Origin of the sequence: Streptomyces sp. SCL15-4 (assembly GCF_033366695.1) — a bacterium.
Lineage (GTDB): Bacteria > Actinomycetota > Actinomycetes > Streptomycetales > Streptomycetaceae > Streptomyces.
This window is the reverse complement of record NZ_JAOBTQ010000001.1, coordinates 7,192,937-7,206,269: the sequence shown is the minus strand read 5'-3', so window position 1 is coordinate 7,206,269 and position 13,333 is coordinate 7,192,937. Positions and strand designations below refer to the sequence as shown.

At 74.6% G+C, this 13,333-nt stretch carries 11 protein-coding genes and 1 pseudogene; 9 read left to right on the top strand and 3 right to left on the bottom strand.

Features of this window, described 5'->3' with window-relative positions:
• Positions 1-22: 22 nt before the first annotated feature.
• The 3 genes from SCK26_RS32470 to SCK26_RS32460 all read left to right on the top strand — a co-directional run bounded on the left by SCK26_RS32470 (position 23) and on the right by SCK26_RS32460 (position 4,285).
• Positions 23-853: an MOSC domain-containing protein gene (locus SCK26_RS32470; protein WP_318204913.1), complete on the top strand. Its 831-nt coding sequence runs from the start codon at positions 23-25 to the stop codon at positions 851-853.
• A gap of 169 nt (positions 854-1,022) precedes the next feature.
• Positions 1,023-1,628, top strand: a complete 606-nt coding sequence (locus tag SCK26_RS32465) for a hypothetical protein (protein WP_318204912.1) — start codon at positions 1,023-1,025, stop codon at positions 1,626-1,628.
• Between the two features lie 221 nt (positions 1,629-1,849).
• A complete protein-coding gene (locus SCK26_RS32460) occupies positions 1,850-4,285 on the top strand; it encodes a right-handed parallel beta-helix repeat-containing protein (protein ID WP_318204911.1) in 2,436 nt (811 codons plus the stop codon).
• Between the two features lie 38 nt (positions 4,286-4,323).
• On the opposite strand, the gene SCK26_RS32455 is transcribed toward SCK26_RS32460, so the two are convergent.
• Both SCK26_RS32455 and SCK26_RS32450 read right to left on the bottom strand, forming a co-directional pair.
• The gene (locus SCK26_RS32455) at positions 4,324-4,752 is read right to left on the bottom strand and encodes a DUF4440 domain-containing protein (protein WP_318204910.1); all 429 of its coding nucleotides are present in this window, start codon (positions 4,750-4,752) and stop codon (positions 4,324-4,326) included.
• 98 nt (positions 4,753-4,850) lie between these two features.
• Entirely contained in the window at positions 4,851-7,340 is a 2,490-nt protein-coding gene (locus SCK26_RS32450) for a hypothetical protein (RefSeq protein WP_318204909.1), read from the bottom strand.
• A 256-nt stretch (positions 7,341-7,596) separates the two neighbouring features.
• Between SCK26_RS32450 and SCK26_RS32445 the strand changes: the two genes are divergently transcribed.
• Together SCK26_RS32445 and SCK26_RS32440 are read left to right on the top strand one after the other, a co-directional pair.
• Positions 7,597-8,427 (top strand): DeoR/GlpR family DNA-binding transcription regulator, encoded by an 831-nt coding sequence (locus tag SCK26_RS32445; RefSeq protein ID WP_318204908.1) that lies wholly within the window; start codon positions 7,597-7,599, stop codon positions 8,425-8,427.
• A 66-nt stretch (positions 8,428-8,493) separates the two neighbouring features.
• Positions 8,494-8,900: pseudogene (locus SCK26_RS32440) on the top strand (SRPBCC family protein); the annotation flags it as partial.
• Between the two features lie 44 nt (positions 8,901-8,944).
• Here the strand turns inward: SCK26_RS32440 and SCK26_RS32435 are convergent.
• Positions 8,945-10,069, bottom strand: coding sequence for a PLP-dependent cysteine synthase family protein (locus tag SCK26_RS32435; RefSeq protein ID WP_318204907.1), 1,125 nt, complete (start codon positions 10,067-10,069; stop codon positions 8,945-8,947).
• 326 nt (positions 10,070-10,395) lie between these two features.
• Here SCK26_RS32435 and SCK26_RS32430 point away from each other — a divergent pair, with 326 nt between their 5' ends.
• From SCK26_RS32430 to SCK26_RS32415, 4 genes are all read left to right on the top strand, one after another.
• Positions 10,396-10,719 carry a hypothetical protein gene (locus SCK26_RS32430; protein WP_318204906.1) on the top strand — a complete coding sequence of 108 codons (324 nt, stop codon included), beginning with the start codon at positions 10,396-10,398 and terminating at the stop codon, positions 10,717-10,719.
• Between the two features lie 246 nt (positions 10,720-10,965).
• On the top strand, positions 10,966-11,622 hold the full coding sequence (locus SCK26_RS32425) for an ATP-binding protein (protein ID WP_318204905.1): 657 nt from the start codon (positions 10,966-10,968) through the stop codon (positions 11,620-11,622).
• 713 nt (positions 11,623-12,335) lie between these two features.
• Positions 12,336-12,938, top strand: a complete 603-nt coding sequence (locus tag SCK26_RS32420) for a TetR/AcrR family transcriptional regulator (protein WP_318204904.1) — start codon at positions 12,336-12,338, stop codon at positions 12,936-12,938.
• Positions 12,939-12,943: 5 nt separating this feature from the next.
• Positions 12,944-13,330: a cupin domain-containing protein gene (locus SCK26_RS32415; RefSeq protein ID WP_318204903.1), complete on the top strand. Its 387-nt coding sequence runs from the start codon at positions 12,944-12,946 to the stop codon at positions 13,328-13,330.
• The last annotated feature ends 3 nt before the right edge of the window (positions 13,331-13,333 follow it).

Sequence of the window (13,333 nt, the reverse complement as noted above, 5' to 3'; positions counted from 1 at the left end):
GCCGCCTGGCACGATGGACGGCATGGGAAACGCCGTAGTGCAGTCGATCCACGTCCATCCGGTCAAGGCGTTCCGGGGCGTCGCGCCCCGGTCGGCCGTGGTGGAGCCCTGGGGCCTGGCCGGTGACCGGCGCTGGACGTTGATCGACGACGGGGGAAAGGTCGTCACACAGCGCGAGTCGCCGCGCCTGGCGCTGGCCGCCGCCGAGCCTCTGGCCGGCGGCGGCGTTCGTCTGTCCGCGCCCGGCCGGGCGCCGCTGACGGTCGAGGTGCCCAAGCCGGCCGGGACCATTCCGGTGGACGTGTTCCGCACGAAGGTGGAGGCGGTCCCGGCCGCCGCCGCCGCGCACGCCTGGTGCAGCGCCTATCTGGGGACCGACGTGCGCCTGGTCCACATGGACGACCCGGCCGTGCGCCGCGCGGTCGCCCCGGACCACGCCCTGCCCGGCGAGACGGTGAGCTTCGCCGACGGCTTCCCCCTGCTGGTCACCACGTCGGCCTCGCTCGACGCGCTGAACTCCCTGATAGCCGAGGGGCCGCACGCCCACGAGGGCCCGCTGCCCATGGACCGGTTCCGGCCCAATCTCGTCGTCGCCGGCACCGAGCCCTGGGCCGAGGACGGCTGGCGCCGGATCTCCGTCGGCGATGTGGTCTTCCGGGTCGCCAAGCCGAGCGCGCGGTGCGTGGTGACCACCACCGACCAGGACACCGCCGCACGCGGCCGGGAGCCCCTGCACACCCTGGCACGCCACCGCAGGACGGGCGGGAAGGTGCTGTTCGGGCTGAACCTCGTGCCCCTCGGCCCCGGCACGGTCGGCGTGGGCGACCCGGTGCGCGTGCTCGACCGGCGGTGATCGGCGCGGACCGGGAACCGGGGGCCGTGTGCCGGTCGTTGAGGGAGCGTGGGGAATTCGTGAGAGACCGCGTACGTCGGATGTCCCGGCACGGATGATGCCGCTCCCTCCCGGTCGGGACCGGGGCGGGCACCGGCGCCGGGAGTGGTGACGGACCGGAAGGGGGGACATGCGGGCACTCACCGGACTGTGGCGCTGGCGGCGCAATCCGCTGCGCCGGGCGACCGATCTGGCCGAGGCGTGGGCGGCGCTCGTCGCGCTGCTGCTGATGGCCGTGGCCGCGCCCGTGACGGGGTGGCTGGTCGGGACCGCCGCCGAGGACGCGCTCCAGCGCTCCGCGAGGCAGCAGCAGCACGCGCGCCATCTCGTCACGGCCACCGTGGTGCGCGAACTGGGCGGCGCCCTGCCGGAGGCCGACCCCGAGCCGGCCTCCGCGCGGCAGAGCCGCAGCCGGGTCCTGGCGTACTGGACCGGTCCGGACGGCAGCCGGCGGCACGGTCCGGTCCTCGCGGACCTGAAGTCCCCGCACCGCGGCGACCGCTTCGGGCTCTGGACCGATCCGCACGGCCGGGCGACGGGCCGCCCGCTGGACTCCGCCACGGCGACGACGCACGCCGCGCTCGCGGGGCTCGGCGCGGCCCTGCTGACCGCGGCCCTGGCCGAGACCGCCCGGCGCGTGACCGTATGGCGCCTGGTCCGCCGCCGGTACGCGCGCTGGGACCAGGCGTGGGACCGGGCCGGCCCGGACTGGGGCAAGGCGGGCACCGGCAGCTGACGGCCCCACGGCTCTGGTCAACCGGCCGCGCACGCACGCGCTACGGTGGACCGGCCGAAGCGCTGTCGGCGACACCCCGTGGGTGCGTGACCTCCGGGGCGGGCGGGGGCCGGGGAGCGCGCTCACGCGGGCGGGCGGGCCCGGTCGCGGCCCGGCACCGGCGGCAGCGCCCCGACGGGCAGCGAGCCATCAGGACGACGAGGTGGGGACACAGCAACGCCATGGCACAGGGCACGGTCCAGGTGACGCACACCGGTACATCGCGGTGGCGGCGCCGCACGGGTGAGTACGCGTCGCTCGCCGCCGCCCTGGAGGCCGCCGCCGACGGCGACGTCCTCACCATCGCCCCCGGCACCTACCGGGAGAACCTCGTCGTGCACCGGGCGGTGACGCTGCGCGGGTCCGAGGGCTCGGCCGGTCCGGTGCGGATCGCGCCCGCGGACGGGGTGCCGCTCACCGTGCGGGCCTCGGCGGTGGTGCGGGACGTGCACGTGGAGGGCCAGGACGCGGCGGCGCCCGCGCTGCTGGTCGAGGAGGGCACGCCCGAGCTGACGGACGTGCGGATCGTCACCCGGTCCGCCGTCGGCATCGAGGTGCGCGGCGGCGCCCGTCCGACCGTGCGCCGGTGCACGGTGGACAATCCGGCCGGCGTCGGCATCGCCGTACTCGACGACGGCGGCGGGGTGTTCGAGGACTGCGAGGTCGTCGCGGCCGGACAGGCGGGCGTGGCGGTCCGCGGCGGGGCCCGGCCGCGGCTGGAGCGCTGCCGGGTGCACCACGCCTCGGGCACCGGGCTCACCGTGACCGGGGAGAACACCGCGCTGGAGGCGGTGGGCTGCGAGATCTACGAGGTGCGCGGCGCCGGGGTGCAGATCACCGGGCGGGCCACCGCGCAGCTGACCGACTGCGAGGTGCACCGCACCACCGCGGACGGCATCACCCTGGACACCGACGCGGTGCTCACGCTCGCCGACTGCCGGCTGCACGACATCCCGGAGAACGCGGTCGACCTGCGCTCCCGCTCGGTGCTCACGCTGACCCGCACGACGGTGCGCCGGTTCGGGCGCAACGGCCTGTCGGTGTGGGACCCCGGGACCCGGGTGGACGCCAACCAGTGCGAGATCTCCGACAGCACCGGCGACTATCCGGCGGTGTGGGTGAGCGACGGGGCCACCGCGGTGCTCGACTCCTGCCGGGTGCACGACGTGCCGGACGCGCTGTTCGTCCTGGACCGCGGCTCCCGCGCGGACGTCGTCGACAGCGATCTGACCCAGGTGCGCAACACGGCCGTGTCGGTGAGCGACGGGGCGATCGCGCAGCTGGACGACTGCCGGGTCCGGCAGGCGGCGACCGGCGCCTGGTTCCGCGACCACGGCAGCGGCGGCACGCTGAACAACTGCACCCTGGAGGACACCCAGACGGGAGTGATCGTCACCAAGGGCGCCGACCCGGTCGTCGAGCGCTGCACGGTCGCCTCGGCCGCCGAGGCCGGTTTCTACGTCTCCGCGGGCGGCCGGGGCAGCTTCCTGAACTGCCGGGTCACCGGCAGCGGGGGCTACGGCTTCCATGTGATCGACGGCAGCCGCACGACGCTGCGCAAGTGCCGTACGGAACGGTGCGCGCGCGGCGGGTACGAGTTCGCCGACGCCGGCCCGGACGCGGGCGCCGGGACGGGGCCGGTCGTGGAGGACTGCACCAGCGACGAGAGTGCCGCCTCCCGGGCGCCCGCCCCGGAGCCGGCCGTACGGACGGTGCCGCAGTCCCCCGGCCTGCTCGGCGCCCTGCCCGGGCAGGGCGCGGCGGAGCCGGCACCGTCCGGCCCCGCCGGGGAGGCGGACGGATCGCGGCGGACGCCGAAGGACGTGCTCGGGGAACTCGACGCGCTGGTGGGGCTGGAGAGCGTCAAGCGGGAGGTGCGGGCGCTGACCGACATGATCGAGGTGGGCCAGCGCCGGCAGCGGGCGGGCCTGAAGGCGGCCTCGGTCAAGCGGCATCTGGTCTTCACCGGCTCCCCCGGCACCGGCAAGACGACGGTCGCCCGGCTGTACGGCGGGATCCTCGCCGCGCTGGACGTGCTGGAGAAGGGCCACCTGGTGGAGGTGTCCCGGGTCGACCTGGTCGGCGAGCACATCGGCTCCACGGCGCTGCGCACCCAGGAGGCCTTCGAACGGGCGCGCGGCGGCGTGCTGTTCATCGACGAGGCGTACGCGCTGTCCCCGCAGGACGCCGGACGGGACTTCGGCAAGGAGGCCATCGACACGCTGGTGAAGCTGATGGAGGACCACCGGGACGAGGTGGTGGTGATCGTCGCCGGGTACACCGCGGAGATGGAGCGCTTCCTCTCCGTCAACCCGGGTGTGGCCTCCCGCTTCTCCCGCACCATCACCTTCGGCGACTACGGCCCCGAGGAACTGCTGCGGATCGTGCGGCAGCAGGCGGACGAGCACGAGTACCGGCTGGCGCCGGGCGCTTCGGAGGCGCTGCTGACGTACTTCGCGGCGCTTCCGAAGGGACCGGCGTTCGGCAACGGCCGTACCGCCCGGCAGACGTTCGAGGCGATGGTGGAGCGGCACGCGAGCCGCGTCGCCCAGTTCCCCGACCCGACCACCGACGACCTGACCCTGCTGTACGCGGAGGACCTGCCCGAGCTGCCCTGAGCCGCGTACGGGCTTCCGGCCGGTCGTGGACCGCCGGGTTACAGGTTGTCTCCCCAGCCGGGCTGGATCATGGTCTGGAAGGCCCACCTGCCGTCCCGCCTGAGCAGGATGTCGGCGTACCTCAGGCGCTGGGAGTGGCCGTCGGCGGTCATGGTCGAGTCGGTGAAGACGACGGCCATCGAGGCAGACAGGAACACCGGGGTCCGGGTGGACTCGAAGGTGATGTCCTGGTCGCCTTCGCCCATCACGTGGGTCATGGTGGCGAGGAAGCGGTCCCGGTCCCACTGCGCCGACCGGCCGTCGCCCGCGGCGTCGTCGCTGACCAGGTTGAGCGGGAACACCGCCATGTCCGCCATGCGCGGCACGTCGCGCCGGCCGCTCGCCGCGTCGTACTCCGCGAACCAGGCGTCCAGGCTCGCGCGGTCCTCGGCGGTCGGGGTGTATCCGGTGTCGGGCAGGAAGGTCATGCGGGCTCCTTCGGCGGTGGCGGAACACTCGACTAATCAACTTTGACTAGCTACACCGCCGGGAGCGTACACGTCCTTCCGTCACTGATCAAACTTGATTAGCGCTGGGCCGGGAGGCCGGGGAGGAGGCGGGTGAGGAGGGTGGCGCGTTCGCGGGCGAAGACGGGGTCCGACGGGTAGTCGGAGTGGCCGAGGATCGGGGCCGGGAGCGGGTCGTCGGGGGTGCGGCCGTAGACGCGGGGGTCCGGGAGGGGCTCGTGGTCGACTTCCGGGACCGTGTCGCCGGGGATCCGGACCGGGCCGCCGATGGGATCGGTGCGGCGGTAGAGGTTGCGCCAGCAGGCGATGTCGCGGTGCAGGGCGGCGAGCGCCGGCGGGCCGAAGTGGGCCGGGAACCAGCGGCCGTACAGGCGCTCCAGCGGGGAGCCGTAGGTGAGCAGCGCGACCCGGGTGCGCACGGAGGGCGGGAGTTGCCAGGCCGCCGCGGCGGCGAGGACGCTGCCCTGGGAGTGGCCGGACAGCACCAGCCGGCCCCCGGTGCGGCGGGTCCAGGTGACCATGCGCCAGGTGAGGTCCGGTACCGCGCGCTCGGCGTAGCAGGGCGGGGCGAAGGGGTGGGCGGCGCGCGGCCAGAAGGTGCCGACGTCCCAGAGGATGCCGATGGTCCGCCGGGCCGAGGCGTCCTTGTAGGCGCGCCTGCCCCAGGTCACGAAGAGCACGAAGCCGAGTCCGACCAGCCAGGAGCCGAGCGCCTGGGAGGTCTCGGCCACGGCCTGGAGGAGGTGGGGCGTGTGACGGGCCGCGCCGTCGGGCGTCTTGCCGGTGGCCGCGGCCCCGGCCAGCGCGACCGTGCCCAGCAGCAGGGTGGTGGCGGTGAGGACGGCGACGACGAGCGGGACGCGGTCGGTGAGGGTGGCCATGGCGCGGGCGTGCGCGATGGCGCGGGTGCGGGACGGGTCCTCGGGTTCCCCGGCGTACTCGCGGCGCACCCGGGCGCGTTCGGCGCGGGCGAGCCGGGCGGTGCGCACCGCGAGGGCGGCGGCCAGGAGCAGCAGCACCGCGATGAGCGGCGGGATGACGGACGCCTGCCAGGTCAGCAGGGCGGGCGGGCCGGCGAGCAGGGACCGGGTGCCGTCCAGCCAGTCGGCGACGCGCTGGGCGACCCCGCCGGAGATCACTCCGGCCAGGGCGCAGGCGAGCAGCGCGACGGCGGGCCCGCCGAGGCCCCGCATCCCGGTGCGCGGGTCGGGACGGCGCCGGTACAGGTCCCGGGCCACGACCGCGAGGGCGACGACGAACAGGCCCTGGGCCAGCATCAGGCCGCCGAAGGCCCAGGCGCCGGGCAGCCGCCCGGTGGACTGCCAGCCGGGCCGGGACCAGCCGGTGTACAGCAGGGCGAGCAGGAGCAGGGTGAGCGCGCCGAGCGGCAGGCCGCGGACCAGGTGCCGGTCCAGACGCCGGTCGAGGCGGCGCTCGCTGCGGCCCCGGCGGCAGACCACCCAGGCCACCGCGACCGCCGCGGCGAGCAGGGCCGCGGGCACGGCCCAGCCGAGGAAGTCCAGGACGGCGGGGCCGCCGGGCCGGTGGTCGAAGCGGGCGGCCGGGACGGTGACGGCGGCGGCCACGGTGAGCAGCCCGGCCGCGGTGTGCGCCGCACGCAGCCGCGCGACCAGACGGCGCCCGTACCAGAAACCGGGCCGGGCCAGCGCGCTGTCGTCGGGATCCGGCTCCTGGGTGCCGGCGCCGGGTCCGGCGGCGCGGGTGCCCGCTCCGGTGGCGCCGGTGGTCTGCGCGGCGGCGTCCGGGGTCAGCGGCCGCTGGGACTCGTAGGCGCTCCAGGTGCGGTGCGAGAGGTACCAGAGCAGGCCGGTCAGCGCGGTCGGCAGCAGGGCGGCGACGGCCAGTCGGCGGCCCGGCGCGCTCCACCAGCCGCCGGCCCCGGCGGGCGCGCCGGGGGCCGCCGGGGCCAGGAAGCCCAGCCAGGAGTGGCGGCGTACGCACGCGGGGGCGTTCGCGCACTGCCAGGCCACCAGGTCCAGCGCGACCTCGCAGACGGCGGCGACCAGCAGCACGGTCAGGGTGAGCGCGGCCAGCCGTACCAGCAGGCCGTAGAGCCGGACGGTGCGCGGCCGGCCGGGTGCGGCGGGGCGCATCCAGTGGGCGAGGTTGACGACCATGAACGGCAGCAGCAACAGCCACAGGGCGCGGCTGCCGTCGCCGGAGGTGAGGTTGCACCAGACGTACGCCTCCCGCACCGGCCCGCCGCCCGGTTCCCGCCCGGCCGGCGCGGTCCCGTCGGCCGGTTCGGTCCAGGCGTCCTCGGTGCGCCGGAAGACGGCGGCCGTGTCGTCGCCCGAGACCCGGACCGTGCGCGGATCGCCGAGCATCTTCTCCGGTGTGGTGCCGCCGACACCGTGCACCAGCAGTTCCAGATCGGTCTCCGGCGGCGCGGCCCGCCCGGCCGCGCCGCCCGCCTGATCGCTCCCGCGGTCCCCTAAAAGGGGATCACCCGGGGCCCGGTCGTCGTACCGGTCCGGCGACGGGCCGTCGTACCGCTTCGCGACCCGCTCCTGCGCGCTTTCCGTCATCTCGCACATCCCCCGTGACGCCCTGACGTCTGTGTCGTGCGGGCTCCAGGATGGCCGGTCCGGCCGCCGTGTACACCTCTCGTCACGGAATCTCCCCGAACCGGGTCACGACGGACGCCCCGGAGGTGGTGGCGCGAGCGGAGGCGCCCCGTGAAAGGATGGAACGCCCGCGCGCGGCCCGGACGGACGGAAGTCCAGGTCGCAGCCGGTGTGCCGGACGGGTCGGACGGTTGGCGGAGAAAGGACCGGAGCGTACGTGAGCGAGAATCAGAACCTCCTCGCGGAGCAGCGCCGCGCCCTGATCCTGGACGAGGTCCGGCGCCGGGGCGGAGTGCGGGTCAACGAGCTGACCCGCAAGCTCGGCGTCTCGGACATGACCGTGCGCCGCGACCTCGACGCGCTCGCCCGTCAGGGCGTGCTGGAGAAGGTGCACGGCGGCGCGGTGCCGGTGGTCGAGGCGAGTACGCACGAACCGGGGTTCGAGGCGAAGTCGGGGCTGGAACCGACCGCCAAGGAGGACATCGCGCGCGCCGCGGCCCGGCTGGTCGGCCCGGGGGCGGCGATCGCCCTGTCCGGCGGTACGACGACGTACGCGCTCGCCCGGCATCTGCTGGAGGTGCCCGACCTGACCGTGGTGACGAACTCGGTGCGGGTCGCGGATGTCTTCCACGCGGCGCAGCGCACCTCGGGGCAGCGCCAGGGGGCGGCCACGGTGGTGCTGACCGGCGGGGTGCGCACGCCGTCGGACTCGCTGGTGGGTCCGGTGGCCGACCAGGCGATCGCCGCGCTCCACTTCGATCTGCTCTTCCTCGGGGTGCACGGCATATCGGTGGAAGCCGGCCTGTCCACGCCGAACCTCGCGGAGGCCGAGACCAACCGGCGCCTGGTGCACTCCGCGCGCCGGGTCGTGGTGGTCGCCGACCACACCAAGTGGGGCACGGTGGGCCTGAGTTCCTTCGCCGCGCTGGACCAGGTGGACACGCTGGTCACGGACGCGGGCCTGCCCGCCGAGGCACGCGCGGAGATCTCCGAGCATCTGCGGGTGGTCGTGGCGGGCGAGCCGGAGGACGAGACCGCACAGGCCTGAGACCCGCGCACCGGAGACCCCGCACGGCCGAGCGCTCCACGGGGCGGCACGAGAGGGGTCGCGCCCATGGCTCGTCGTCCGCGCCCGGCGGGTGACGTCTTCGCCGGGAACCGCGCCGGTACGGCTGGTGTTCGAGCGGGACGTCCGCGTCTCTGTGGAGCGGGTCTTCCACGCGCTCGCCGGGACGTGCCCGGCTGGCCGCGGTGGTTCTCCGCGGTGACGCTCGCCCGGGTCACCGGCGGCGGCGCCGGCCGGGGGATGCGGCTCAGGAGCGGGACGGTTCGAGGAGGCGGTGCTCGTGGCCTAGGAGCCCGAGGTGTACGCCTACCGCGTCGAGGTCACCGGCGCGCCGGGCGCCCGGACCCTGGTCGAGGAGTGGCGGCCGGCTCCCCCGGTGCACCGGCACCCGCGTCCGGTGGACCTTCGCCGCCGACGGGACCGCGCCGTTCCGCTTCCTCCTCGCCCTGGACCGGCGGCTGTCGACGCGCCGCCGGCCCGCCGGGCGGCGCACCCGCCGTCAGGCCGGCCACGCCCCGGTGGTCAGGAACGCGTCGATCGCCGCCGTGTACGGCGCGATGTCCAGCCCCTGCGCCGCGAGCCACGCGTCCGAGTAGTACTTGTCGAGGTACCGGTCCCCCGGGTCGCACAGCAGGGTGACGACACTGCCGGTACGGCCCTCGGCCACCATCTCGGCGACGATCTTCAGCGCGCTCCACAGCCCGGTGCCCGTGGAGCCGCCCGCCTTGCGGCCGATGGCGCCCTCCAGCGCGCGGACGGCGGCGACGCTCGCCGCGTCCGGCACCTTCATCATCCGGTCGATCGCGCCGGGCACGAAGCTGGGCTCCACGCGCGGCCGGCCGATGCCCTCGATCCGGGAGCCGCAGTCACAGGTGACGTCCGGGTCGCCGGTGGTCCAGCCCTCGAAGAAACAGGAGTTGTCCGGGTCGGCGACACAGATCCGGGTGTCGTACTGCATGTAGTGGACGTAGCGGGCGAGCGTCGCGGAGGTGCCGCCGGTGCCCGCCGTGGCCACGATCCAGGCCGGCTCCGGGAACCGCTCCAACCGCAGCTGGCGGAAGATGGATTCGGCGATGTTGTTGTTGCCGCGCCAGTCCGTGGCCCGCTCGGCGTAGGTGAACTGGTCCATGTAGTGGCCGCCGGTCTCCGCCGCCAGACGGGCCGACTCCTCGTACATCTTCCGGGAGTCGTCCACGAAGTGGCACCGCCCGCCGTGGAACTCGATGAGCCGGCACTTCTCGGCACTGGTCGTATGCGGCATGACGGCGATGAAGGGCACGCCGATCAGCTTCGCGAAGTAGGCCTCCGACACCGCCGTGGAGCCGCTGGACGCCTCGATCACCGGACGGCCCGGGCGGATCCAGCCGTTGCACAGGCCGTAGAGGAACAGCGAACGGGCCAGCCGGTGCTTGAGGCTGCCGGTGGGATGGGTGGACTCGTCCTTGAGATAGAGGTCGATGCCCCACCTCTCGGGCAGCGGGAAGCGCAGCAGGTGCGTGTCGGCAGAGCGGTTGGCGTCGGCCTGGACCTTGCGAACGGCCTCCTTGAGCCAGTGGCGGTAGGCGGGGTCGCTGCGGTCGACGTCAAGGGTCGCGCCGGTTCTGGTCCGGGACGGGATGCTCACGGCGGGGCTCCTCACACTCGTCGCCGACGGCGCCTCGCGCGGGCCGGCAGATCGAGCATAGGCACCTTTCACAGGCCTTCCCATCTGGATAAACGCATCTTTGGGCCACCCAAAGACAGGCTGGGGCACAGGCGTGCGAGCCGGTCGGGGCGCAAGAGGCGCAGTGCTCCGGGTGGCTCCCGTACGCGCCCCGCGCGGGCTGGTGCTCCAGGCCACGCCGAGGCAGACTGCACGCGACGGGACGGCTCGTCCCGGACGGGGGCGCACGAGGAACCGACGCATCAGGGAACCAGGCGACCACGAAAAAGAGCGCGAGGGGGGCCGACATGGCCGAGCCGGAGTTCAGGGCCACAGGCGTGCGGATCGGCAAGGGGCTGCGTTCGCTCACCCGGGCCGGACAGGTCCGGATCAGCGACGGCAGGCTCCAGTTGCTCACCAGCTACGGCAGCGAGATAGACAGCGCGCCGGTGCAGACGGTGCGCGCCTCCAAGCCGTGGTTCGTCCCGGACGACCGGGCGCTGGCCGACCTGAACGGCACGCGGTATCTGCTGACGCTGGGCGAGCACGACCCCGCGCCGGGCCGGCCCGGTCCGCCCGCGGCCCGGCGGTTCGTCGAAGCGGTCCGCCGGGCGGCGGGACGCGGCGGCTGAGCACGCCCGGCCGCACGAGTGAACGCGGCCGCGCGCCGGATACGACGCGTGGTCGCGGCGAGTTGCGGGAGCGCATGCGCTGCGTCACGCTGGTCTCACGTCACTCTGGGTTTACCGGCGATAACGCTGCGAACCAGCCCGCCGGCCACGACAGCAGGCGGACGTTTGGACGCAAGCTCCCTGCTGGATCCGTTGTTCTCCGTGTTCCTCCGGTTCCTCCGGACCTCACATCGGGGAGTCGCAGCCGTGATCAGTCACCCAAGCAGGCACTGCACGGTGGAGCTCCAAGCCCTGCCGTCGCGGATCGGCCAGGTCCGCAGAATCGTATCTGCGCAGTTGCGTTACTGGCATCTCGACCCGTTGATCGACCGAGCCGCGCTCGGTGTGACGGAGCTGCTGAGCAACGTCCACCGGCATGCCAGGCCCGACAAGTCGTGCACCGTGGAACTGGAGTTGCTGCCGGACCGGCTCACGGTCTCGGTGCGCGACCATGATCCGCGCCTTCCGGTACCGGCCGACGCCACGGACCCGGCGGACACCACCCCGTTGCTGGCCACCTGCGGTCGGGGGCTGGCGATGGTGGCCGCGGTGAGCGAGAGCTGGGGGGCGCGGCCGGACGGCGAGAACGGCAAGGTCGTGTGGTTCACGCTGCCGGCCCCGGCGGCGGTGCGCGGCCATCCGGCAGGGTCGCCACGGAGCACGTCCCGGCCCGCCCCGACGCCGTGCCCGGCGACGGTCTCGGCGCCGGCGGCGGCCGGGGTGGCGGTGGGAAGCGGCTCCTCCGTCCCGATGGAGACGGTGGCCGCGGCCGGCGCGCCCGTGACCGCGGGTACGGCGGCGGGAAGCGCGGTGGCCGTCGGCAGCGCGGCCCCGGCCGGGGCGGCGGACTACGGCGGACGATGACCCGGCGGCACCTCGGGGCCCAACAACCCCCGGGCCCCCGCCGCGCCCCGGGCCGGCCCGCGCGTGGGACTACGTGGCGATCCCCCGGGGGTCAAGACGCCCAGAGCCCTCCCCTGCCGCCACCCGGCCGTCCCCCGCGGCCATGCCCCACGCCCAAGACGCCCGGAATTGCCGCCGCCACCCGGCCGACCCCGCTAGTGAGAGTGCCCCGGGCTCCAGACGCCTGGAACTCCGCCGCCACCCGACCGCTCCCGCGAGTGCAGTGCGAGTGCGAGTGCCCCAGGACCACGGCGCCCAGGCCTCCCTCGCCACCCGACGGCCCTCCCGAACGAAAACAACCCGGGCCCAAGGCGCCCAGAGCCTCCCCCGCCACCCGACCGCCCCCGCGTACCGAAACACCCCGAAGCTCCCCGAAGCCGAGACACCCAGACCTCCCCCGTGAGCGGAAGTACCCCGCCGCCAAAGGCACCCGGGGCCCCACCGTGCCCAGCCGCGGTCAGGCCCCTCCCGCCGGGCCGATGCGGCCGGACCGCTCCTGAAGGACGGACGGTCGCAACGTGACCCGGCCGGCCGCGGTCGTCGCCGGGACCGACCGGAGGAACAGGTCCGACGGGCCGGGTCCGCCGTCCCGGTGCGCCAAGGTGCGCACGTCGGGCCGTCTTCCTCCGGGAACGGACTGGCGCTCTGTAACTACTAGTATGTAAAGTGCTCGCATGAGCACCTCGGAACGACTGATCGAGTCCACCCGCGAGCTGCTGTGGGAGCGCGGCTACGTGGGCACCAGCCCCAAGGCGATCCTGGAGCGCGCGAGCGCCGGCCAGGGCAGCATGTACCACCACTTCAAGGGCAAGCCGGACCTGGCCCTCGCCGCGATCCGGCGCACCGCCGCGGAGTTGCGGGCGACCGCCGAGGCCGTGCTCGGCGGTCCGGGCACACCGTACGAGCGGATCGAGGCGTATCTGCTGCGCGAGCGTGATGTGCTGCGCGGCTGCCCGGTCGGCCGGCTGACCATGGACCCGGACGTGATCGCGAACGACGAGCTGCGCGCGCCGGTCGACGAGACGATCTCCGCGATCCGGGAGCGGATCGCGGAGATCGTCGAAGAGGGCAAGCGGCAGGGCCAGTTCGCGCCGGAGCTGGACGGCGCGGAGGTCGGCGCGGCCGTCCTCGCGACCGTGCAGGGCGGCTATGTGCTCGCCCGCGCCTCCGGCTCCCCCGCCGCCTTCGACGCCGGTGTCCGAGGTCTGCTCGCGCTGCTCGCCCCGCGGCACCCCGGAACTCCCGGAACCTCCCCGACTCCCGGACAGGAGAACTGAGTCACGTGCACATCACCCGACGGCGGCCCGGCACGCGGCAGGGCCCGGCGGAGAACTTCACCGGCACCGTCTGGCTGGACGAGACAGCCGCCCCCGCCGCCTCCCGGCTTCGCATCTACAGCGTGCACTTCGCGCCCGGTGCGCACACGGCCTGGCACACACATCCGCACGGGCAGGTGCTGCACGTCCTGGAGGGCGAGGGGCTGGTGCGGCGCGAGGGCGGCGAGGTCGAGGAGATCCGCGCGGGCGACACGGTGTGGATCGAGCCGGGCGAGTGGCACTGGCACGGTGCCGGGCCGCACACCTTCATGACCCACCTCGCGGTCGTGGAGGCCGCCGAGGACGGCACGACCACCGAGTGGCACGCGCACGTGTCCGACTACCCCGCCTGAGAA

Bases quoted from the DNA above. Each gene is read 5' to 3' on its own strand.
- SCK26_RS32465 (WP_318204912.1), top strand. From the start codon at position 1,023: ATGCGGGCACTCACCGGACTGTGGCGCTGGCGGCGCAATCCGCTGCGC.
- SCK26_RS32420 (WP_318204904.1), top strand. From the start codon at position 12,336: ATGAGCACCTCGGAACGACTGATCGAGTCCACCCGCGAGCTGCTGTGG.
- SCK26_RS32455 (WP_318204910.1), bottom strand. From the start codon at position 4,752: ATGACCTTCCTGCCCGACACCGGATACACCCCGACCGCCGAGGACCGC.
- SCK26_RS32470 (WP_318204913.1), top strand. From the start codon at position 23: ATGGGAAACGCCGTAGTGCAGTCGATCCACGTCCATCCGGTCAAGGCG.
- SCK26_RS32460 (WP_318204911.1), top strand. From the start codon at position 1,850: ATGGCACAGGGCACGGTCCAGGTGACGCACACCGGTACATCGCGGTGG.
- SCK26_RS32450 (WP_318204909.1), bottom strand. From the start codon at position 7,340: ATGACGGAAAGCGCGCAGGAGCGGGTCGCGAAGCGGTACGACGGCCCG.
- SCK26_RS32430 (WP_318204906.1), top strand. From the start codon at position 10,396: ATGGCCGAGCCGGAGTTCAGGGCCACAGGCGTGCGGATCGGCAAGGGG.